Consider the following 19,392-nt stretch of genomic DNA (forward strand, 5'->3'; position numbering starts at 1 on the left):
ACGGCGACGATGCCGCGGACCGGCGAAAGCCGGAGGCGACCCGCGAAGGCGTGGCGGTTGGGTGGTTGGGACGGTTCACGAATTCGGACGTACGGCGTCGGCTACCGCTGTTACGCGGCGCGCGGGGTGCAGCATAGACGGGCGGGAGGGGGTGTCATTGAGTCATTCGGATAACGGCATGAGCTTTGTGACATCCCGAGTGGTGATCTTCGAGGTTTCGCCGCTATGGTCCCGCCAGTTCCGACCCGTGTCCCCGTGCTCGACGTCTCCGCCATCTACACGAGCCACCTGGACCGGGTCTATGCGTTCTTCGCGTATCGCGTCGGTCGCACGTCCGACGCCGAGGACCTCACGTCGCAGACGTTCGAGCGGGTGGTGCGCCACGCCCGCCGGTTCGACCCCGACCGCGGCGGGGTCACCACGTGGGTGTTCGCCATCGCCGAGCACGTGCTCGTCGACCACTACAGGCGTCAGGGGCGCCGGGACGAGCGGGCGTTCGACGACGAGCGTGACGAATGGGCGGCGGAGGAGATGCGGCCCGCCATCGGCATCGACCCGCGCCTGCAGGAGGCCATCGCGTCCCTCGGCGACCGCGAGCGCCGCGTGATCGGGCTGCGCTTCGGCGCCGACCTAAGCGGCCGCGAGATTGCCCGGCTGATCGGGACCACCGAGGCCAACGTCCACCAGATCCTGTCGCGCGCCCTGCGGCGGATGCGCGCGGAGATCGGCGACGCTAGCGCGGTCCGCTGAGGGCCAGGACGACGGACGCGGCCAAGAGTGCACCGCCCGATACGACGAACGCCGCGGCCCGCGGGCGCAGCGCCCGGCGCGCGAACGCCGCGGCCACCCGGTCGCCGACGCGCCGCCGCAGGCGGGGGGAGGGGCGCGGCGCGTCGGCGCGCAGGCGCTCCGCGAACGCCTCGTCCTCCGGCGAGAGCGGCTCGCCCTCGAAGGGATCGGCTTCGTGGTCGACGGTCATGGGGCGAGCAGCTTCGAGTTCGGGTTGAGCTGCCGGGCGCGGCGGAACGCCGTCACGGCCTGGCGGTCGCGGCCCCGGGCCGTCTCGACCCGGGCGAGGACGAACCAGGGACGCCAGTCGTCCGGCGTGCGGCGCGTGGCGGCCCGCGCGGCCGAGGCCGCCGCTGCCAGCCGGCCCTGCTGCTCGCGGACCGTGGCGAGCTGCAGGAGCGGGCTGGCGGCGAAGTCGGCCGCTGCCGCGCCGTCCGCCGCCCGGGCCGCGGCCTCCGTGGTGTCTCCCCGCGCGGCCGCAGCGCGGCTGGCGTCGACGGCCTGCGGGGCGACCAGGGCCGTCGAGAGCACGGCGATGGAGCCGACGGAGACGAGGGCAATTGCGACGGTCCGGACCATGGCGCGACGCCGACCGCTGGGGCCGGACGGCGCGGCGCCCGGCGCGGTCGTTGCGTCGGGGTGAGGGCGCGCGACCGCGACGGCGGCCAGTGTCATGCCCGCGACCGCGAACGCCGAGATCTGCCAGTTCCAGTCGATGAGGAGCGCGACGCAGAAGGCTACGAGGGCGGGAGCGACCAAGGCGGCGTCGGAAGCGAGCGCGCGTCGCCGCAGGCCGCTGACGAGGCCGCTCAGCAGCGGGATCCCGACGACGGCGAGGAACAGGAGCCCGCCGATCAGGCCGAGCTCGGCCGCCAGCTCGAAGGGCTGGGAGTGGGCGTTGCGCACGAATCCGGTGTCGGCCCGCCGTGGGTTCCACCACGACTCCCACGACCCGAGCCCGATGCCGGCTAGGGGGTGCGCCGAGGCGGCGTCCCACGCCCCCGACCACACCTGGTAGCGCCCGTTGCCCGAGATGCTGCCGAGCCGGTCCGAGCCGCCGGCGTTCGCCACGGTCGCGCTGACCGTGGGCACCCGGAAGTCGTCCCAGGCCTGCGAAACCCGGTCGGGGGCGCCTGCCACCACTGCAGCGAGGACCACGGCAACGACCGCGGCCGCGACCGCCGCGGCGACGACGCGACGGCCGCGGGGGCGGGGGAGCCGTGGCGTCCACCAGGCACGGTCTGCCGTCGTCCATCCCGCCTGCAGCAGCGCGACTCCGGCGGTGGCCAGGATCGCCACGGCGATGACCCGCCCGCCGGCATCGGACTGGGCGGCGCCGCCCGTGGCGTCGACGAGCGCCGGGGACCGCCACGCCGCACCGACGACCGTGGCGGCCCCGATGGCGGGCCCGACGAGCGTGCGCAGGACGACGGGCCGCGGGGCGACGGTCAGCAGTAGGGCCAGGAGGCCGCAGGCGGCGGCCACGATGCCGCCGCGGGAGAGGGTGAAGGCGATGCCCAGCACGAGCACCGGAACGGGGGCTACGGCCAGCGCCGCGGTCCAGGTATGGCGCGCCCGTGCGGCCAGGGCGATCCCCAGCGGCAGGGCCATGGCCCCGGCCGCCGCGATCGCGTTCCAGTAGTTCAGCGGCCACGACGTGCGCTCGCGCGTGGCGAGGAACTCGGCGGTGGTGCCGGCCGCGGGGAACAGGTCGGGCTGCAGGCGGGACAGCACGGCCGCGGCGACGATGGCGGACAGGCCCGCGAAGACGCCGCCGGCGAGCACGCGGGCGTGGCCGGCGCGGACGGCGCTCATCCCGAGCAACAGGGTGCCGCCCGCGACGACCATCCGGGCCACCTCCGTCAGGCCGCGTTCGGCGTCGGCGCTCCAGCCGAGCGAGATCCCGCCCCACACGGCTAGCGCGAGCAGGCTGCCCAGCACGACGCGGCCGCCCGTGGTGGGAGCGGGGCGCGGGAGGGCGCCGGTGAGGAACCCGACGAGGACGAGCCACCAGAGCGCCACGCCGTACCCCGCGACGGTCGCGACCTCGTAGCCCCCGTTGCTGAACCCGAGGAGTACGACGGGGCCGCCGCCCGCCAGGAAGGCGCCGACAGGAGGGACCCAGCGGCTCAGGTGCTCGAGGGCATCTAGGCGCGCGTGCGTGGCGGTGGCGGTGGGCATTCAACTCATGTACGTCGTGCGTCACGGGTTCCTGACGCGCCGCGGGGAAGCCCGCGGTGGAGCGATCACGTCCCCGCGTCAGGAATGCGGCCGCCGGAGCGTATGGAAGGGCGTGAAGGTTCGCCAGATCGCATCGATCGCCGCCCTCGCGCTCATGGTGCCGTCGGCGGCCCAGGCGCAGTCGGCCGCGCCTCCGGGCAGCGCCGCCGTGGACCAGTACCGCGAGCAGGCGCCGCCGGCGGGCTCGGGCGGCGGCAGGCTCTCCGACGAGCGTCGCCGTGAGCTCGAGTCCCGCGGCCCGGAGGGCCGGGCGCTGGCCGACGCGCTGGACCGCAACGGCGGCGTGCCGTCGGGGCCGTCGAGCGCCGGGTCGGGCGCGGCCGGGGGTGGCGAGTCCACGGACGACGCAGGCGGCGGCAGCGCATCGGGCGGCGGGGACGACGGCACGGGGCATAGCGGCTCCGGTGGAGCGGGCCGCGACGCCGCGGCGAAGCCGTCCGGCGGGGACTCCTCCGCGGCGGACGGCGGGCAGGCTCCGGCGACGGCGGACGCCACCGCGGCGCCGAAGACGTCGCTCGCCGAGTCGAGCGCGACGAGCACCGTCGGCGGGCTCCCGGTGTGGAGCCTCCTCGTCGGCGCGATGGCGATCGTCGGCGTCGGTGCCGTCGTTCGCGGTCGTCGCGCGTCGTGACCGTCCGCGCCGGGCGCGCCCGGCCGCTGCCGCCCGGGCTGGCCCGGTGGGTCGCGCTGCTCGCGGTCGTCGCGGGCCTGGCGGTGCCGGCGAGCGCCGGCGCGGCAACCTCGGCCCTCCGGCTGGGGTTCACGCCCACGCAGGAGTTCTCCGGGGCCGACGCCGGCGCGTGGCTCGATCGTGCCCGCGCCGAGTCCGGCTCGGTCGTGCGGGTCTACGCCTCCTGGGGCGCGGTCTCGCCGAGCCGGCCGACCGACGACCAGGCGTCGGACCCGGGCTGGCCGGGCTACCGGTGGACGGCCGTCGACGCGCAGGTGCGCGCCACGGTGGCCCACGGCCTGCAGCCGCTCGTAATGATCAACGACGCCCCCGCGTGGGCGCAGGGTGCCGACCGGCCCGGGGGCAAGACGACCGCGGCGTGGAAGCCCGACGCGGCGGCGTTCGGGCGCTTCGCCGGAGCCGTCGCCCGCCGGTATTCGGGGAGCGTCGCCGACCCCGCGATGCCGGGCGCGACGCTGCCGAAGGCGACGCAGTTCCAGCTCTGGAACGAGCCGAACCTCGACTTGCACCTCGCCCCGCAGTGGGACGGCGGCAAGCCGTTCGCGCCCGTGCGCTTCCGTGACCTGGTCAACGCGGGCTACGTGGCAGTGAAGGCCGCGCAGCCGTCGGCCACCGTGGTGACCGCGGGCCTGGCCCCGTTCGGCGACTACGGGACGCGGAGCGGCACCCGCACGCCACCGGTCGCGTTCCTGCGCTCGATGCTCTGCCTGGACGGCAGGCTCGAACGCAGCTGCTCGGCCACGACGCGTTTCGATGCCCTGTCGCACCACCCCTACGGGGTGCGCAAGCCGTCGAGCCCGGCCCTGAACGCCGACGACGTGACGGTGCCCGACCTGGGCAAGCTCACGCGGGTCCTGCGCGCGGCGCGCAAGGCCGGGACGCTCGGGCCGACGACGCCGGGCCTGTGGGTGACGGAGGTGTCCTACGACTCCGACGGGCCCGACCCCGATGGCGTTCCGAGCACGACGCTGGAGCGCTGGATCCCCGAGCTGCTCTGGCGGCTGTGGCGCGAGGGCGTGGGCACAGTCCTGTGGTTCCAGGTCCGCGATCAGCTGCCGACACCCAGCTTCGACAGCACCTACCAGTCCGGGATGTACCTGAACGACGGGACCCGCAAGCCGTTCGCGCAGGCATTCCGGTTCCCGGTCACGGTCACCGGCAGGACGGCGAAGCGCCTGAAGGTCTGGCTGCGCTCGCCCGTCGCAGGCACGGCCAAGGTCCAGGTTCGCCGTGGTGGCCGGTGGGTGACCGTGGCCCGCACGGGCGTGCGGGCGGCGGGCGTGCGGACCCTGACCGTCCCCCGCCCGCGGGTGACCGGCGTGCGCGCGGTGGTAGGCAGCGAGACGAGCTCCGTCGCCGCCGCCCGCTGAACCGGCTGAAAAGAAACCTCAAGGGCTTGTCAGGAAATCCTGGCTTCCACCGTAATCCCAGTCAACGAGGGCGCAGTAGCGCGCTCGGCCCCTCGATAGGAGTTCCCGTGAAGAAGCAGTTCCTCATCGCCGCCGCGACCGCGGCAGCCGCAGCAGGTTTCGCCACGTCCAACGCGAGCGCGCAGACGACCTGCCCTCCCGGCAGCACCAACCCGGCGTACTGCCCGCAGACCCCGCCCCCCGGCACCCCGGTCACGATTCCGCCCGGAGCGACCGGCCCCGTCAACATCCCGGCCGGCGCCCCCAGCACCGTCTCGGGTGACCTCAGCAACGTCACGCTCGTCCTGGCCCCCGGCGCCAGCGTCGTCGTCGCGCCGTCCACGCCCAACCAGGAGATCGAGATCCAGGGCACCGGCGCCACGGTCACGATCCAGGGCACCGGCACCGTTGCCAACGTCACGGGCGCCGGCAACACGATCACGGCCTCGGGCCAGAACAGCACGGTCAACGCCCCCGGCGCCAACCAGACGATCACGGCGACCAACGGCAACAGCACGGTCGTCGCGGGCTCCGGCTCCGCCGTCACGACGGGCGCCGGCACCGACAGTGTCAACGTCGGTCCCAGCTCCACGGTCAACACCGGTGCCGGCTCCGACTCGATCACGGCCGGTGCGGGCAGCATCGTCGACTCGGGCTCCGGCTCGGACTCCGTGACCATCGGCGGCGCGGCCTCCTCGGCGCGCTCCGGTGCCGCGCGCGCCACGACGCGCGCCGCCTCGATCAAGCTGGGCGACGGCAACAACCGCCTGGTCACGAAGGCCGGCGCCGGCGACGTCAACGTCTCGGCCGGCAGCGGCAAGGACCGGATCACCCTGACGAAGGCGCGCAACGTCGTCGTCCGCGGCGGCGCCGGCAACGACATCATCACCGCCGGCACGGGCACCGCCAAGATCTCCGGTGCCGGTGGCAACGACACCATCAAGGGCGGCGCCGGGACGACGACGATCTCCGGCGGCGAGGGCAACGACAAGATCACCGCCGGCAAGGGCCGCACCACGGTCATCGGCGGCGCGGGCAACGACCGCATCGTCACCCGCAACGGCAAGGTCAACACGATCAACGGCGGTCCCGGCCGGGACCGCGCCACGGTCGGCGCGCGCGACAAGGTCCGCAACGTCGAGACCGTGACGCGCTACCGGTAGACCGGCCGCGAGCGCCCCGCGCTCGCACCGCGACACCGCAGGCCCAGCAACACCCGACGCCCCCGCACCCGCGGGGGCGTCGCCCGTTCCGGCCGGCTCTCCGCCCGCAGGCGCGCCCCGGGGCGCCACGCCACGACCGCCGTGGTGCGCCGCCACCGGGGCTACCCTCGCGGTCATGTCCCGCCTGCGCCCCCGCCTCAGCTACGCCAACGTCGTCGCCACGCTCGCGCTCTTCGCCGCGCTCAGCACCGGCGGCGCCTACGCCGCCGACCGCCTCGACGGCCGCGACCTGCGCACCGGCAGCGTCACCGGCGCCAAGATCAAGAACCGGTCGCTCACCCGCAGCGACATCAAGAACGGCACGCTCAGCTCCAAGCAGCTCAGCGCGTCCGTGCGGCGCCAGCTCGCCGCGAAGGGCGGCGGCGGTACGGGCCCGCAGGGGCCCGCGGGCAAGACGGGGCCCCGCGGCCGCACCGGCGCGACCGGCAAGACCGGGAAGACGGGGCCGGCCGGCAAGACGGGCGCCACCGGGGCGCGCGGCGCCACCGGTCCCGCCGGCGCGACGGGTCCGATCGGCCCCGCGGGTCCCGCCGGCGCCGCCGGCCCCGTCGTGGCCCTCCGCAGCACCGTCGCCGAGGAGACGACCGTCGGCACCACCCCGCGTACCGTCGCGCTCACCTGCCCCGGCGACGGTCTGGCGCTCGGCGCCACGGCGACCTCGCCCGACGGCGCCACGTTCAGCGCACCGCAGTACGGGCGCTCGACCTCTCAGGTCACCGTCACCGGCGCGGCCTCCGGCTCGCGCTACCGCGTCGAGCTGACCTGCCTCTCCCTCTAGCGTGCGAGGGGGTGGGGGAGGCACCCCGCCCCGCTACCGCGGCAGCGTCTCGTAGCTCGAGACGAGCGGGTACTTGCTGACCGGCGAGGAGATGACGACGCGGTAGTTGCGGCGGCTGCGCACGCCGCCGGTCGCGTCGGAGACGGCCACGCGGTTGGCGCCCGCCTTCGCGCAGACGTTGATCGTGCGGACGAGCGTGGTGCCGCGCGAGACCTTGCGGTGGACCGCGACGGTGATCGGCGCCGCGCGGCGCATCGTCACGCGCACGTTCATGCCGCGCCGGCCGCGCTTCGTGGTCCGCACGTCCCACAGGGGGCTCTCGCCGCCCTTGCCCTCGCCGAACCCGGCGCACGTCGACAGGTCCTCCACGCCCGCCTTCGTGCCGGCGCGGGGCCCGGATCCCCCGGTCGAGCCCGACGAGCGGCCCGCACCCACGTACGTCACCTTGCGGCAGCCGACGACGACGTCGAACGCCTTGTCGGCGCGCACCGTGCCGGCGTAGCCCGCGGCGCACGAGATCCGCTCGGGGCAGCCGTCCGCGGCCTCGAGCGCGCCGGTCCCGCCGCCCAGCCGCACCGCGACGGGGATCCAGGCGCAGACGCCGCTGCCGCCCTTCGCCTTCGTGTTGAACTGGATCACGGAGCGCTCGCCCTTCGCCGCCGCGTCGATCACGAGCTCGCGGAACCGGCGCATGTCGCAGCGCCACGACGCGTACGGGTTGTTCGTCGCCGGGCAGCCGGCGGGGGCGGCCAGCGCGGGGGCCTTGTGGTCCACGAGCCAGACGCACGGCACCTTCATGCCGGCGAACGGGCCGGCCGCGGTCGGGTCGACGGCGCAGCGCAGGTGGGAGAGGACGTTGACCGAGTCGCTCGAGCCCGCCAGCGTCCAGTGCAGGGTGCTCGTGCCGTCGGCGTTGGGCTCGGCGACGAGCGGCGCGGAGGGTGGAGACCCGGCGGCCGTCGCGGGGCCGGCGGCACCGACAGCGCCCGCGAGGACGAGGAGCAGGAACACGCAGGCACGGCGAAGCGGCACCCCGTCACGGTACGCCGTCGCACCGCGCACAGGCGCCGGCGTCGACAACCGTCCGGGTGCACGCAGCCCCGCACGTTGCGCCGAACCGTCCGCCTTCGTATCGTGCGCCTCCCAACGCGTGCACCGTGCACGCGCGTCCCACACCAGGAGTGCCTCACCCATGAGTTCCACCACGCCGGCCCGGCGCACCCGGCCGCGTCGCGTCGCCCGCATCGCCGTCGTCGCGAGCACCTTGGCGTGCTCACTCGTGGCGGCCGCAGGGGCGCACGCCGCCGGCCCTCGCATCGTGTTCGACATCGCGGTCTACCCCGCCGACTTCATGTGGGACGGCACCACCCAGCCGGCACCGACGGACACCGCGTCGCACTACGGCCACTACGTCCCCGACCGCGACAACTACGACAGCGAGACCCCGTCGCCCCGGTTCCTGCAACTCCGCGGAGGCGCCGTCGTCCACGAGTTCGGGACCGACGCCCCGCCGCAGGCGCCGTTCGCCGTCACCGCCGGCGACGTGTTCCGCATGGTGCGCGCGTCGGACGGCGCGGTCCTGGCCGAGACGCAGTTCACGGGGCACCCGGCCATCACCTCCAGCGTCCTCGGGCAGACCCTCTTCGCGGGGACCACCACCGCCGACGCGACGGATCGCACCGTCGACCTCTACCGGCGCATCGCCCGCACCGCAGTCGGCCGGCACTACATCCCGACGACGTACCGCTGGGTCGACACCACGCCGCGCCCCGCGGACGCGCCCGACTACGACGAGAGCGCCCGCGTCGACGACGGCGGGTACGTGCCGTCGGCGCCCGGCACGCCGGCCCCCGACCACTACTGGAAGCTGACCGTCGACCGGCCCGGGTACCACCAGACGTCCGTGCAGACGTCGAACGATCCGGAGATCATCTCGGCGGGCAAGCTCGAGGCCGTCACGCCGACCGCGTTCTCCGGCTCGTTCGCCACACCGGCGATCGCCGGCGACTGGGTGCAGGTCCGCCAGACCACGCTCGGCTACGCGAACGACTCGCGCACCCAGGTCAGCTTCACCGTGACCGGCCACGCCGGCGTCGTGCCGCCCCCGCCCGCCCCCGACGCCACGGCGCCGAAGGTCGCGGCGCTCGAGCTCGGCACGCGGTCCATGACCGTGGCGTCGTTCCTGAAGGACGGGCTCCGCACGTTCACCACGCTCGACGAGCCCGGCGCCGTCGAGCAGCAGCTGCAGGTCTTCGTGAAGGCGGCCAAGAAGGCCCCGAAGAAGAAGAGCGGCAAGGGCCGCAAGGGCAAGAAGAAGGCGGCGGTCCAGATCGCGGCGAAGGCCAAGCTCGTCGTCGTCGGCACCGGCACCGGCTCGACCGCCGTCGCCGGCGGCACCGCGAAGGCCGCGGTGCGCTCGGTGAAGGGCGCGAAGGCGGCGCTGGCCAAGACGGGCAAGACCGTCGTCAGCGCCAACCTCGTCACGGTGGTCAAGGACGCCGCCGGCAACGCCACGACGGTCAACACCCCGGTCAAGCTGACCGGCAACAAGGTCGCCAAGGCGACGAGGAAGACCACGAAGAAGTCCCCGAAGAAGGGCAAGGGCAAGAAGGGCTCCAAGGGCGCGCGGAAGTAGGCGCGGGCGGCGGGCGGCGGGCGGCGTCGGCGGCCCGCCCCGCCCCCGAATCCTGGTTCGTTTGATCCTGCAAGTCTTCGGGTAAGTGACCCCGATCACGGTCCCGACCAGGGGGACCGATGGAGGAGGGAGACCCGATGAGCAGGAACGCGGAGCTGGGCACCATCAAGACGGACGTCGCGGCGCGACTCGACCGTCTCCCATGGTCACGCTGGCACTGGATGATCGTCATCGGCCTCGGCACGGTGTGGATCCTCGACGGCCTCGAGGTCACGCTCGTCGGCAACGTCGGGGGGCGCATCGCCGAGGAGGGCAGCGGTCTCGACATCAGCGCAGCCGAGATCACCGGCCTGGCGGCGTCGCTCTACGTGGCGGGCGCGTGCGTCGGCGCCCTCTTCTTCGGGCGGCTGACCGACCTCTACGGCCGCAAGAAGCTCTTCATCATCACCCTGCTCGTCTACCTGACGGGCACGGCCCTGACGGCGATCTCGATGAACCCGCTGTGGTTCTTCGCCTGCCGGTTCCTGACCGGGTTCGGCATCGGCGGCGAGTACGCGGCGATCAACTCCGCGATCGACGAGCTGATCCCGAGCCGTGTGCGCGGGCGGGTGGACCTGATCATCAACGGCTCGTTCTGGCTCGGGGCCGTCGGCGGCTCGCTGCTGTCCATCGTGATGCTGAACGAGTCGCTGTTCGCCCCGAACCTCGGCTGGCGGCTCGCGTTCGCCCTCGGCGTCGTGATGGGCTTCGTCGTCCTCCTCGTCCGCCGGCACGTGCCGGAGAGCCCGCGGTGGTTGTTCATCCACGGTCGCGAGGACGAGGCCAACGCGCTCATCGACGACATCGAGCGGCAGGTCGAGGAGTCCATCGGCCGCAAGCTCGAGCCCGTCGACTCGACGATCACGATCCACCAGCGCAAGGCGATCGGGTTCGGCGAGATCGCCAAGGCGCTCGTCCGGCTCTACCCCAAGCGGACCGTCCTCGGGTTCTCGCTGTTCGTCGGTCAGGCGTTCCTCTACAACGCCATCACCTTCGGCTACGCGACGATCCTGATCGAGTTCTTCGACATCGACAGCGGCCAGACGGGCTACTACTACGCCGTCATCGCGCTGGGCAACTTCATGGGGCCCCTGCTGCTCGGCGGCCTGTTCGACTCGATCGGCCGGCGGATCATGATCTCCGGCACCTACATCACCTCGGGCGTGCTGCTGCTCGTCACCGCGTGGCTGTTCCAGGCCGGCCACCTGTCCGCCACCACGATGACGCTCTGCTGGTGCGCCGTCCTCTTCTTCGCCTCGACGGGGGCGAGCTCGGCGTACCTGACGGTCTCGGAGGTGTTCCCGATGGAGACCCGGGCGATGGCGATCGCGTTCTTCTACGCCATCGGCACCGCGGTCGGCGGCATCACGGGCCCGCAGGTCTTCTCCCGCATGGTCGAGAGCGGCGAGGAGTCCCAGGTCGCCCTCGCCTTCGCCATCGGCGCCTCCCTGATGCTGATCGCGGGCATCGTGGCGATCTTCTTCTCGGTCGACGCCGAGGGCAAGAGCCTGGAGGACATCGCCCGGCCCCTGACGGCGGGGGACGACGACGCGGCCCCGCCGAAGGCGTCCGCGGCTGCCACCGGCTGAAGGACGGCGCGTCCGACCCGCGGCGGGGGAGACCCCGCCGCGGGAAGGCCCGTGCGTCGTGCCCAGGCGCTTGGGCTTGCAAGGCGCGCGGACTGGACGGCGCGCGGACTGGGGGGCGCGCGACATCCGTCCGCTCGCGTTTCGAAACACGCCCGAAGCGCCGTCCCGCGCCGATGCGCGATCATGACCGCGATGCCGACACCCGCCGAGACCAAGCTCGGACTCGACCCCGAGCTCCCGAAGCACATCGAGAAGCCGTGGGGCCACGAGGTGTGGTTCGCCCACACCGAGCGCTACGCGGGCAAGATCATCACCGTGCTGGCCGGCCACAAGCTGTCGCTGCAGTACCACGAGGCCAAGGACGAGACCTCGCACCTGGTCTCCGGCCGCATGCGCCTGTGGCAGGGCACGGACCGCGACGCCCTGACGGAGACGATCATCGAGCCGGGCGCCACGTGGCGCAACACGGCGGGCACGATCCACACCGTCGAGGCCATCGAGGACGCCACGTTCTTCGAGGTCTCCACCCCCGAGCTCGACGACGTCGTGCGGCTCGAGGACCAGTACGGTCGCGAGGGCACCTCGGCCCCGTAGTCGCCGGCCGCTCGGACACGCGTCCAGCGGCGTTCAGGTCTCCGCCATCCGGCCGAACAGGCGGGCATGACCCTGCTCCTGTTGGCCGTGGCCGGTTGGCTCGTCGCCAACGTCCTCTTCGTCGTCTGGGTGACGCACCTGTCGCGGCGCGGGCAGGAGCGGCGCCGTGCGACGCGCGACGGCGGCCGGCGCGGCGTGCTGACGCAGGAGCGCGTGACGGACTCCCGCGCCGCCGGGCAGGACCACGCAGCCGCCTGAGCTAGCGGCGGAACCAGCGGCGGCGCTCGGGCGCCGGCTGGAACGGCGGGCGCGGCGGGATCGGGATGCCCGCCAACATGGAGCGCGGCACCTGCTCGCCCATCCACTCCGTGAGCGGGGCGTAGCCGGCCTCCTCCATCTCGTGGATCAGGCCGGGGGAGCGGTGCGTGGCGTCGTGGCTGTCGGAGCTGACCACGTGCACGAGGCCCGCATCGACGTAGCGACGCGCCGAGGCCTGCACCGTGCGACCGAAGAACCCGGTCAGCGCGTTCGCGGTCACCTGGGCCCGGCAGCCCCCTGCCACGAGGCGGGCCAGCAAGTCGGGGTCGGTGTGGAACGACGCGCACCGCTCCGGGTGAGCGAGCAGCACGCGCACCCCGCGGCTCTGGACGATCCCGACGAGACCCTCCACGCCGGGCGAGTCGACCGAGATCGGGGCCTCGAGCAGGAGCCACGGGCCGTCGCCCAGGCGGAACCCGGCGAGCTGCTTCGCCGTCAGGTCCACGGCGCGGGTCAGCGCCACCTCGGCGCCGGCGAGCACCTCGAGCTCGATGCCCTCCTCGCGCAGCGCGGCGTTCAGCGCGGCGACGCCCGTCGTGATCTCGTCGGCCGTCGTCGGGTAGTCCCAGCTGACGTGCGGCGTGGCGATGACGGTGCGGGTGCCGCGGGCCACGTGTTCGCGGGCCATCGCCAGGCTGCCCTCGAGGTCGGCCGGGCCGTCGTCGACGCCGGGGAGGATGTGGCAGTGCAGATCGATCACGGGCACCACCGATGATGCAGGATGGGGCAGGGGCGCGCGGACGGCGCGCCGACCGCCCCACCCGTCCGGCGGAGCCGGTGGCTCAGGCCCCGGACGCCCAGCGCGTCAGCGCGGCGCGGCCGAGCGTGGTCAGCTCGCCCGACGTGTTCATCCAGTCGGCGCGGTGCAGCGCGATCGCGGCCTCCACGGGCTCGGGGAGCTCGGCCTCCTCGCCCGTGTAGAGCTCGGGGAGCAGGTCGCGCGGGTCCTGGATGTCGTCGGGCTCGGCCTGCCACTCCGTCGAGGTCGCGGACCACCGGCCGAAGATCGAACGGGCCACCCAACGGCCGGAGTCGAACGCGGCGAGCCAACGGCCCTCCTGATCCGTCGGCATGGCGGTGGGGCGGTCAGGAGACATGAGTCAAAGAATATTTCTTGTGGTGGCCGGATGTCGTACGGATGGAACACTACGACCAATGTTGTAACTCTCCCTGAGGGGAGAATCGGGTGGCGCCGGTGACGCACATGCCCAGGTCCCGACCCTGCGAAGCAGGCTCGTCGCGCATTCCCGATCGAGTATGGGGCCTGGGGCGGCCGGTCGGCCGTTCCCGTGTCCGGCCCGGCGGGCCACTACGCTCGGACCATGAGCATCCCCGAGCGCGTCCAGGCCGACATCACCGCCGCGATGAAGGCGGGCGACAAGGGACGCGTCGGCGCCCTGCGCCTCGTCCTCTCCGAGCTGCAGAAGGACGCGAAGGAGGGCAAGGACGACGCCGTCGCCGTGCTGCGGCGCGAGCGCAAGCGGCGGGAGGAGTCGGCGGAGACCTACGAGCAGAACGACCGGCCCGAGCTCGCCCGGGCCGAGCGCTACGAGGCCGAGCTGCTCTCGGGCTACCTGCCGCAGGAGCTCACCGACGACGAGCTGCAGATCCTCCTCGCCGACGCGATGGCCGAGGTCAACCCCACCTCGCAGAAGGACATGGGGCGCGTGATGCAGGCGGTCATCTCCGCGGCCGAGGGGCGCGCCGACGGCAAGCGGGTCTCCGCCGCCGTGCGACAGGCGTTGCAGGCGCTGTAGCCGGCCTCGTCCGTCTGTCCGGCGGGCCCGGCGAACATCAAGCGGGGGCCGCGGGAGCCGACCAGAGGGGAGACACCGTCCACGTCGCCGTCCCGAGCCCCCGTGTTCTTCGCCCCCTCCACCTCATCCCGCCTGCGGCGCACGGCCGACCACGTCGGTGCCCCCGGCGACGGTCGGGCGGCCGTGGTCGCCCACCTCGACCGCTGGCGGACGGGTGAGGACGGCGTGTTCGTCCGCGGCGCCCTCGTGGTGCTGGACGTGGAGACGGACGACGCGCTGCCGACCTGCGGCCCCGCGGCCCGCCGCCGGCTGGGCCGGACCGTCGAGCGCGCGGTCTGCTCCCGCGTGGTGGCCGGCGACGTCGTCGGGCGCCTCGACGAGGGACGCTTCGTCGTCCTGCGCCGGCTGCTCCGGCTCGACCAGGGGGCCGGCGACCTCGCCGCCGCGCTGGCGGGCACCGTCGAGCACGCCCTCATCGGCCGGCCCGAGGGCCAGGGCGTGCGGATCACCGCCGGAGGCGCCGTCCTCGGCGGCGGCCCGATCCCGCCCGGCCGCGAGGCGCTGAGCGCCGTCACCACGGCGATGCTGCGCTACAAGCTGTTCTCGGACGAACGCGTCGCGATCGTCGTGGCCTCGGTCGAGCAGCCCGTCCTGGGCTGACCCCCGCCGCGTCAGACGACGATCGTGCGCTCCGCGGCCTCGCGCACCAGGCCGTGGTCGTTGTCGTACGTCAGCAGCTCGATCGCCTCGTTCGGCGTGACCCAGCGCAGCTCGTCGACCTCGTCGTTCTGCGTCCACTCGCCGCCGGTGATCGTCATGAGCCAGTAGCGCACGAGCTTCGGACGGCCCTTGTGGTCGTCGTAGCGGATCTCGGTGAGCTCCTCGCCCAGCGCGACCTCGTAGCCGGTCTCCTCGCGGATCTCGCGCAGTGCGGCCTCCTCGAAGGTCTCGCCCGCGTCCAGCTTGCCCTTCGGCAGCGACCAGTCCTCGCGGTGTGGACGGTGGACGACGGCGATCCGGCCGTCCTGGACGATCACGCCACCGGCAGCGTGGACCTCTCGGGGGAACATGCCTGGAGGATAGGCGCCCACGCGGCGCGGTCGCGAGTCCCGGGGGGAGCTCAGCGGCGCCGGTGGCGCTGCGCGGCGGTGGTGACGTACCGGCCGCGGGTCCCCTGGTGCCGGACGACGGGGCCACCGGGGGCCACGGTACGACCGGGACCCGGGGCACGCAGGCCGGCCGAGGGAGGCTGCGTGGTGGCGGAGCGGCCGGCGGGGGGACGGCCGGTGGCGGAGCGGCGAGTGGCGGAGCGGCGGTCGGCGGCGGGACGGCCGGTGGTGGAGCGGCCCCGGCGGGACAGGAGCACGACGACGCCCGCCGCGGCGAAGCTCGCGACGACCCAGACGGCGACGGCTATGACCCACCAGGTCATCACCTCATCGTACCGCGCGGCTAGAACCTTCGTCGAGGGTGGTGGTCAGCGGCGCTCGGACCGTATACGCACGAGCGCGCCGAACAGGCGGGAGAGGAGCGAGCGGCGCGGGCGGGCCCAGCGCGGGGGCCGGACGCGCGTCAGCCGGTGCTCGTGCGCGGACGGCCAGCTCGTGATGCCCTCGCGGCCGAGGACCGTGACGGCGGTGAACGCGTCGTCGCCGCGCCGCGGGTCGCGCATGAGCACGAGCAGCAGCCACCCGCCGATCTGCACGAACGCGTCGGCGTCACGACGGGAGTGGGCCCACCGCGGGCGGTCGTGGACGACGCGGCCGTCTCGGGCGACGAGGGCCCGGAGCGCGCCCTCGAGGTCCGCCCGTGATCGGGTGGGCACGCCGCCGCGCTCGCAGAACCGCTGCAGCGCGTGGTCGGAGTAGCCGATGCGCAGCCGCCGGGTCTCGACGGCCGGTGCCGCCGAGCGCCCGCGGCTCACTCCGCCTCGGGGTCGCGCCGCGCGGCCGCGCGCGCCGCCTGCTCCTCGGACTGCGCCTCGTGCTCGCGGCGGGCCCGGTTCGAGGCGTCGCGCATCTCGAACACGTCCGTCGCCCACGAGCCGACCTCGCGCGCGACGTCGCGCACGGCGCCGGTGACGATCGTGGCGATCCGGCCGACGTGGGTCGCACCGGACTCCACGGCCTCCTGGACCTGGTCCTTGCGGGTCTCGAGCGGGCCGGGCATACGCCGCAGCCTAGTCGAGGCCCGGGGTGGCGAGGTGTGGGTGGCCGCACGCCCGGCCGGACGGGGCTGTCCGGCCGCCGACGTAGGCCAGGCCGGAGAGCGAGGGTGTGCCCGGCCGGACGTTGGCCCGGCCGGACGTTGGCCCGGCCGGACGGCGGCCCGGCCGGACGTTGGCCCGGCCGGACGGCGGGGGTCAGGCCGCGTTGGCCGCCACGGCCCCGCGGGCGCCGGCCACGGCACCCTCGACGGCCCCGCGGGCCACCCCCACCGTGCCGCGGGCTGCGCCGCGGGCACCACGGAAGGCGCCGGCGGCCGTCTTGACCAGGCGGCTGGTGCGCGGGCGCTCCACGTAGTCCTGCAGCTCCGCACCCGTCGGGACGGAGAGCCGCACGATCTTGCGGAAGACCGTGAACAGCTGCCAGGGCAGCGGGCCGGCGTGGTAGTCCAGGCCGTAGCGCTCGCAGGCCTCCTTGACCTCGACGGAGATCTCGGCGTAGCGGTGCGCCGGGATGTCGGGGAAGAGGTGGTGCTCGATCTGGAAGCTCAGGTTGCCCGACATGAGGTGGAAGAACGGGCCGCCCGTCAGGTTCGCCGAGCCCAAGAGCTGCCGGACGTACCAGCCGCCGCGCGTCTCGCCGGCCGTCTCCTCCTCCGTGAACTCCTCGACCCCGTCGGGGAAGTGGCCGCAGAAGATGATGGAGTAGGTCCAGACGTTGCGGACGATGTTCGCTGCGACGTTGGCCGACAGCGTCGCCGGGAAGAACGGGCCGGCGAGGGCGGGGAAGAGGACGTAGTCCTTCAGCGCCTGACCCTTGACCTTGTCGAAGATCGCCTTGAGCATCGGCAGCCGCGCCTGGAGGTCCCACTTGCCGTAGCGGATCTCCTCCGTCTCGAGGTCGTGCACCGCTACGCCGTACTCGAACAGCAGCGCCAGCAGCGTCGCGTAGACGGGGTTGCCCAGGTAGTAGGGCTCCCACGGCTGGTCCTCGCTCATCCGCAGGATGCCGTAGCCGATGTCGCGGTCCTTGCCCACGATGTTCGTGTGGGTGTGGTGCATGTAGTTGTGGCTGTGGCGCCACTGGTCCGCCGGGCAGGCGGTGTCCCACTCGAAGGTCCGGCCGTTGAGCTCCTCGTCCTGCATCCAGTCGTACTGGCCGTGCATGACGTTGTGCCCGATCTCCATGTTGTCGATGATCTTCGACGCGGAGAGGGCCGCCACGCCGCCGAGCCACAGCGGCGGGAGGAACGCGAACTCGAGCATCGCGCGGCCGGCGATCTCGAGCCGGCGCTGCGCCTTGATGACGGACCGGATGTACGTCGCGTCGCGCTCGCCGAGGTCGTCGACGTGCTTCTTGCGGATGGCCTCCATCTCGCGCCCGAACGCGTCGAGCATGTCCTGGCTCAGGTGCGGGACGGCGTGCAGCGGGCCCGGGACGGCGGAGGTGTCCTTCGCGTCGCCCTTCGACGGCCCGGCCTCGCGGTCGGGGGCCTTGGGCGAGAGCGGCTTGTCGGACCGGGCGACGGCGAACGTGTCGTCCACGTCGACGTGCGTGCCGTTCTTGGCGGGGGCGGGGGCGGTCGGGGTGCTCATGGCGTGCTCCTCGGGTCGAGTTGCTGCGGAAGGGGGTGCGGTCGCGGGGGTGCGGGGTCGCGGTACGGCGGGGTGCGGTCGCGGGGTGCGGGGTCGCGGTGAAGCGGGGTGCGGTCGCGGGGGTGCGGGGTCGCGGTGAAGCGGAGTGCGGTCGCGGGCGGTCGGGACGGCCGACGCGGGCGGGGTCGCGGTGGAGGTCGGGCGGCTAGAGGTCGAGGGCGACGTCGCCGACGGGGGCGGAGACGCAGATGCGGATCTCCTCGCCGGGCGTGCCGTGGATCTCGCCGTTGAGCGTGTCGCGCACCTTGCCGTCCTGCAGGGTGCACTTGCAGGTCAGGCAGATGCCCATCCGGCAGCCGTGCGTGGGGGAGAGCCCCGCCTGCTCGGCCTGCTCGAGCAGCGTCGAGCCGTCGGCCTCGGCGGTGACGCCGGAGCCGGTGAACGTGACGGTGCCGAGCTGGTCGGGGTCCAGGTCCGGCAGCACCGGCGGCGCGAAGTGCTCGAACCGCAGCGGCGTCCGGAGACCCTCCTCCGCCCACAGTCCGCGCACGGCCTCGACGAGCCCGCCGGGGCCGCAGACGAACGCGGCGGCGTCCTCGTCGTGGGGTAGCGCGCGGCGCAGGTGGTCCAGGCCGAAGCGGCCGGTCAGCTCGCCGTCGTCGCCGCGGGTGAAGCAGCGCAGCAGCTGGACGTTCGGGTGCCGCGTCGCGATCCGGTGCAGGTCGCCCGCGTAGAGCAGGTCGGCGGCGGAGCGGGCGTAGTGCAGGAAGACGATCTCGCCCCGGTGGCCCTCGTCCGTGAGGGTGCGCAGCATGGAGAGCACGGGCGTGATGCCGCTGCCGCCGCTGATGAGGACGATGCGACGCGGCCGCGTCTCGGGCAGCACGAACTCCTCGCCCTGCGGCACGGACAGCCCGACGAACATGCCGACCTTCGCGTGCTCCTTGAGGTACCGCGAGACGACGCCCTCGGGGTGGCGGCGGACGGTCAGCTCGATGTTGCGGCTCTTCGGGTGCGCCGAGGCGGAGGGGGAGTAGCAGCGGCGGTGGCGGACCCCGTCGACGTCGACCGCGATCTCGACGTGCTGGCCGGCGCGGAACCCGGGCCACGTGCCGGTGGGACGCAGCGTCAGCGTGACGCTGTCGGCGTTCTGGTGGCGCACGTCGACGATCTCGCCGCGGATCTTCCGCACGGCCCAGTCGGGGCGCAGCAGCTCGAGGTAGTGGTCGACGTCGTGCGGGCCGGCGAGCACGTCGGCGACCTTCGTGCCGAGCAGGCGCTGGGCGAGACCGCCGCGGCGGGCGGGCCGCGGGGCGGCGGGGCGGACGAACTCGGTCTCCACCGGGCGGGCGGGATCGGGGGCCGCGCGGCGGTCGGACTCGGGGGCCGCGGGGCGGTCGAACTCGGGGGCCGCGGGGCGCGGCTTCGCGTCGGCGGGGCGGGCCTCGACGGCGGAGCGGACGTCCGAGTCGATGGCGCGGACGTCCGAGTCGGCGGGGCGCGGGGGTGTGGCGGTGGCGGGAGGGGTCATGGGTGTGGCGTTCCTTACGGCGGTCGGGAGGGCCGAGC

Annotated in this window: 22 protein-coding genes; 11 read left to right on the forward strand and 11 right to left on the reverse strand. The window is 74.1% G+C overall.

The window, feature by feature from the left end; translation table 11 throughout:
* The first annotated feature begins 255 nt into the window (after nucleotides 1-255).
* Entirely contained in the window at nucleotides 256-750 is a 495-nt protein-coding gene (locus F593_RS26745; protein WP_022930339.1) for an RNA polymerase sigma factor, read from the forward strand.
* Here the strand turns inward: F593_RS26745 and F593_RS0119045 are convergent.
* Nucleotides 734-979 carry a hypothetical protein gene (locus F593_RS0119045; RefSeq protein ID WP_022930340.1) on the reverse strand — a complete coding sequence of 82 codons (246 nt, stop codon included), beginning with the start codon at nucleotides 977-979 and terminating at the stop codon, nucleotides 734-736. The genes F593_RS26745 and F593_RS0119045 overlap by 17 nt on opposite strands.
* Nucleotides 976-2,970: an O-antigen ligase family protein gene (locus F593_RS0119050; protein WP_022930341.1), complete on the reverse strand. Its 1,995-nt coding sequence runs from the start codon at nucleotides 2,968-2,970 to the stop codon at nucleotides 976-978. The genes F593_RS0119045 and F593_RS0119050 overlap by 4 nt, the downstream gene beginning before the upstream one ends.
* Nucleotides 2,971-3,082: 112 nt before the next feature.
* Here F593_RS0119050 and F593_RS0119055 point away from each other — a divergent pair, with 112 nt between their 5' ends.
* From F593_RS0119055 to F593_RS30105, 4 genes are all read left to right on the forward strand, one after another.
* Complete coding sequence (locus tag F593_RS0119055) at nucleotides 3,083-3,661, forward strand: hypothetical protein (protein ID WP_022930342.1); 579 nt, start codon at nucleotides 3,083-3,085, stop codon at nucleotides 3,659-3,661.
* On the forward strand, nucleotides 3,658-5,091 hold the full coding sequence (locus F593_RS0119060) for a hypothetical protein (RefSeq protein WP_022930343.1): 1,434 nt from the start codon (nucleotides 3,658-3,660) through the stop codon (nucleotides 5,089-5,091). Before F593_RS0119055 ends, F593_RS0119060 begins: the two co-directional genes overlap by 4 nt.
* Before the next feature lie 107 nt (nucleotides 5,092-5,198).
* Nucleotides 5,199-6,293 carry a calcium-binding protein gene (locus F593_RS0119065; protein WP_022930344.1) on the forward strand — a complete coding sequence of 365 codons (1,095 nt, stop codon included), beginning with the start codon at nucleotides 5,199-5,201 and terminating at the stop codon, nucleotides 6,291-6,293.
* Between the two features lie 175 nt (nucleotides 6,294-6,468).
* Nucleotides 6,469-7,131: a collagen-like triple helix repeat-containing protein gene (locus F593_RS30105; RefSeq protein ID WP_051160598.1), complete on the forward strand. Its 663-nt coding sequence runs from the start codon at nucleotides 6,469-6,471 to the stop codon at nucleotides 7,129-7,131.
* Between the two features lie 33 nt (nucleotides 7,132-7,164).
* On the opposite strand, the gene F593_RS0119080 is transcribed toward F593_RS30105, so the two are convergent.
* The gene (locus F593_RS0119080; protein ID WP_157252002.1) at nucleotides 7,165-8,163 is read right to left on the reverse strand and encodes a hypothetical protein; all 999 of its coding nucleotides are present in this window, start codon (nucleotides 8,161-8,163) and stop codon (nucleotides 7,165-7,167) included.
* A gap of 160 nt (nucleotides 8,164-8,323) precedes the next feature.
* Here F593_RS0119080 and F593_RS0119085 point away from each other — a divergent pair, with 160 nt between their 5' ends.
* The 4 genes from F593_RS0119085 (at nucleotide 8,324) to F593_RS30110 (ending at nucleotide 12,246) form a co-directional block, all read left to right on the forward strand.
* The gene (locus tag F593_RS0119085; RefSeq protein WP_022930347.1) at nucleotides 8,324-9,766 is read left to right on the forward strand and encodes a hypothetical protein; all 1,443 of its coding nucleotides are present in this window, start codon (nucleotides 8,324-8,326) and stop codon (nucleotides 9,764-9,766) included.
* Between the two features lie 137 nt (nucleotides 9,767-9,903).
* Nucleotides 9,904-11,394, forward strand: coding sequence for an MFS transporter (locus F593_RS0119090; protein ID WP_028721813.1), 1,491 nt, complete (start codon nucleotides 9,904-9,906; stop codon nucleotides 11,392-11,394).
* Between the two features lie 192 nt (nucleotides 11,395-11,586).
* Entirely contained in the window at nucleotides 11,587-11,988 is a 402-nt protein-coding gene (locus F593_RS0119095) for a cupin domain-containing protein (RefSeq protein ID WP_022930349.1), read from the forward strand.
* Between the two features lie 66 nt (nucleotides 11,989-12,054).
* On the forward strand, nucleotides 12,055-12,246 hold the full coding sequence (locus F593_RS30110; RefSeq protein WP_157252004.1) for a hypothetical protein: 192 nt from the start codon (nucleotides 12,055-12,057) through the stop codon (nucleotides 12,244-12,246).
* A gap of 1 nt (nucleotide 12,247) precedes the next feature.
* Here F593_RS30110 and F593_RS26755 read toward each other — a convergent pair whose 3' ends face one another.
* Together F593_RS26755 and F593_RS0119110 are read right to left on the reverse strand one after the other, a co-directional pair.
* Nucleotides 12,248-13,012: a tyrosine-protein phosphatase gene (locus F593_RS26755; RefSeq protein ID WP_022930351.1), complete on the reverse strand. Its 765-nt coding sequence runs from the start codon at nucleotides 13,010-13,012 to the stop codon at nucleotides 12,248-12,250.
* 76 nt (nucleotides 13,013-13,088) lie between these two features.
* Nucleotides 13,089-13,403 (reverse strand): hypothetical protein, encoded by a 315-nt coding sequence (locus tag F593_RS0119110; protein ID WP_157252006.1) that lies wholly within the window; start codon nucleotides 13,401-13,403, stop codon nucleotides 13,089-13,091.
* A gap of 225 nt (nucleotides 13,404-13,628) precedes the next feature.
* Between F593_RS0119110 and F593_RS0119115 the strand changes: the two genes are divergently transcribed.
* A complete protein-coding gene (locus F593_RS0119115; protein WP_022930353.1) occupies nucleotides 13,629-14,063 on the forward strand; it encodes a GatB/YqeY domain-containing protein in 435 nt (144 codons plus the stop codon).
* A gap of 102 nt (nucleotides 14,064-14,165) precedes the next feature.
* Nucleotides 14,166-14,723, forward strand: coding sequence for a hypothetical protein (locus F593_RS0119120; RefSeq protein WP_022930354.1), 558 nt, complete (start codon nucleotides 14,166-14,168; stop codon nucleotides 14,721-14,723).
* 11 nt (nucleotides 14,724-14,734) lie between these two features.
* Here the strand turns inward: F593_RS0119120 and F593_RS26760 are convergent, their stop codons facing one another.
* From F593_RS26760 to F593_RS0119150, 6 genes are all read right to left on the reverse strand, one after another.
* Nucleotides 14,735-15,133 carry an NUDIX hydrolase gene (locus F593_RS26760; RefSeq protein WP_022930355.1) on the reverse strand — a complete coding sequence of 133 codons (399 nt, stop codon included), beginning with the start codon at nucleotides 15,131-15,133 and terminating at the stop codon, nucleotides 14,735-14,737.
* A gap of 50 nt (nucleotides 15,134-15,183) precedes the next feature.
* Complete coding sequence (locus tag F593_RS30675; RefSeq protein ID WP_022930356.1) at nucleotides 15,184-15,495, reverse strand: hypothetical protein; 312 nt, start codon at nucleotides 15,493-15,495, stop codon at nucleotides 15,184-15,186.
* Between the two features lie 45 nt (nucleotides 15,496-15,540).
* Complete coding sequence (locus F593_RS0119135; RefSeq protein ID WP_022930357.1) at nucleotides 15,541-15,987, reverse strand: hypothetical protein; 447 nt, start codon at nucleotides 15,985-15,987, stop codon at nucleotides 15,541-15,543.
* Nucleotides 15,984-16,232, reverse strand: a complete 249-nt coding sequence (locus F593_RS0119140; RefSeq protein WP_022930358.1) for a hypothetical protein — start codon at nucleotides 16,230-16,232, stop codon at nucleotides 15,984-15,986. Before F593_RS0119140 ends, F593_RS0119135 begins: the two co-directional genes overlap by 4 nt.
* A 193-nt stretch (nucleotides 16,233-16,425) precedes the next feature.
* The gene (locus F593_RS26765) at nucleotides 16,426-17,625 is read right to left on the reverse strand and encodes a fatty acid desaturase (protein WP_084630223.1); all 1,200 of its coding nucleotides are present in this window, start codon (nucleotides 17,623-17,625) and stop codon (nucleotides 16,426-16,428) included.
* Between the two features lie 403 nt (nucleotides 17,626-18,028).
* A complete protein-coding gene (locus F593_RS0119150; protein ID WP_022930360.1) occupies nucleotides 18,029-19,354 on the reverse strand; it encodes a ferredoxin reductase in 1,326 nt (441 codons plus the stop codon).
* Between the last annotated feature and the right edge of the window lie 38 nt (nucleotides 19,355-19,392).

The sequence above is a fragment of the Patulibacter americanus DSM 16676 genome, from assembly GCF_000420025.1.
In the GTDB taxonomy this organism is placed as follows: domain Bacteria; phylum Actinomycetota; class Thermoleophilia; order Solirubrobacterales; family Solirubrobacteraceae; genus Patulibacter; species Patulibacter americanus.

Bases quoted from the DNA above. Each gene is read 5' to 3' on its own strand.
- F593_RS0119095 (WP_022930349.1), top strand. From the start codon at position 11,587: ATGCCGACACCCGCCGAGACCAAGCTCGGACTCGACCCCGAGCTCCCG.
- F593_RS26765 (WP_084630223.1), bottom strand. From the start codon at position 17,625: ATGCTCGACGCGTTCGGGCGCGAGATGGAGGCCATCCGCAAGAAGCAC.
- F593_RS0119050 (WP_022930341.1), bottom strand. From the start codon at position 2,970: ATGCCCACCGCCACCGCCACGCACGCGCGCCTAGATGCCCTCGAGCAC.
- F593_RS0119090 (WP_028721813.1), top strand. From the start codon at position 9,904: ATGAGCAGGAACGCGGAGCTGGGCACCATCAAGACGGACGTCGCGGCG.
- F593_RS30110 (WP_157252004.1), top strand. From the start codon at position 12,055: ATGACCCTGCTCCTGTTGGCCGTGGCCGGTTGGCTCGTCGCCAACGTC.
- F593_RS0119115 (WP_022930353.1), top strand. From the start codon at position 13,629: ATGAGCATCCCCGAGCGCGTCCAGGCCGACATCACCGCCGCGATGAAG.
- F593_RS0119150 (WP_022930360.1), bottom strand. From the start codon at position 19,354: ATGACCCCTCCCGCCACCGCCACACCCCCGCGCCCCGCCGACTCGGAC.
- F593_RS0119140 (WP_022930358.1), bottom strand. From the start codon at position 16,232: ATGCCCGGCCCGCTCGAGACCCGCAAGGACCAGGTCCAGGAGGCCGTG.
- F593_RS0119110 (WP_157252006.1), bottom strand. From the start codon at position 13,403: ATGTCTCCTGACCGCCCCACCGCCATGCCGACGGATCAGGAGGGCCGT.
- F593_RS30105 (WP_051160598.1), top strand. From the start codon at position 6,469: ATGTCCCGCCTGCGCCCCCGCCTCAGCTACGCCAACGTCGTCGCCACG.
- F593_RS0119045 (WP_022930340.1), bottom strand. From the start codon at position 979: ATGACCGTCGACCACGAAGCCGATCCCTTCGAGGGCGAGCCGCTCTCG.
- F593_RS0119085 (WP_022930347.1), top strand. From the start codon at position 8,324: ATGAGTTCCACCACGCCGGCCCGGCGCACCCGGCCGCGTCGCGTCGCC.
- F593_RS26760 (WP_022930355.1), bottom strand. From the start codon at position 15,133: ATGTTCCCCCGAGAGGTCCACGCTGCCGGTGGCGTGATCGTCCAGGAC.
- F593_RS30675 (WP_022930356.1), bottom strand. From the start codon at position 15,495: ATGACCTGGTGGGTCATAGCCGTCGCCGTCTGGGTCGTCGCGAGCTTC.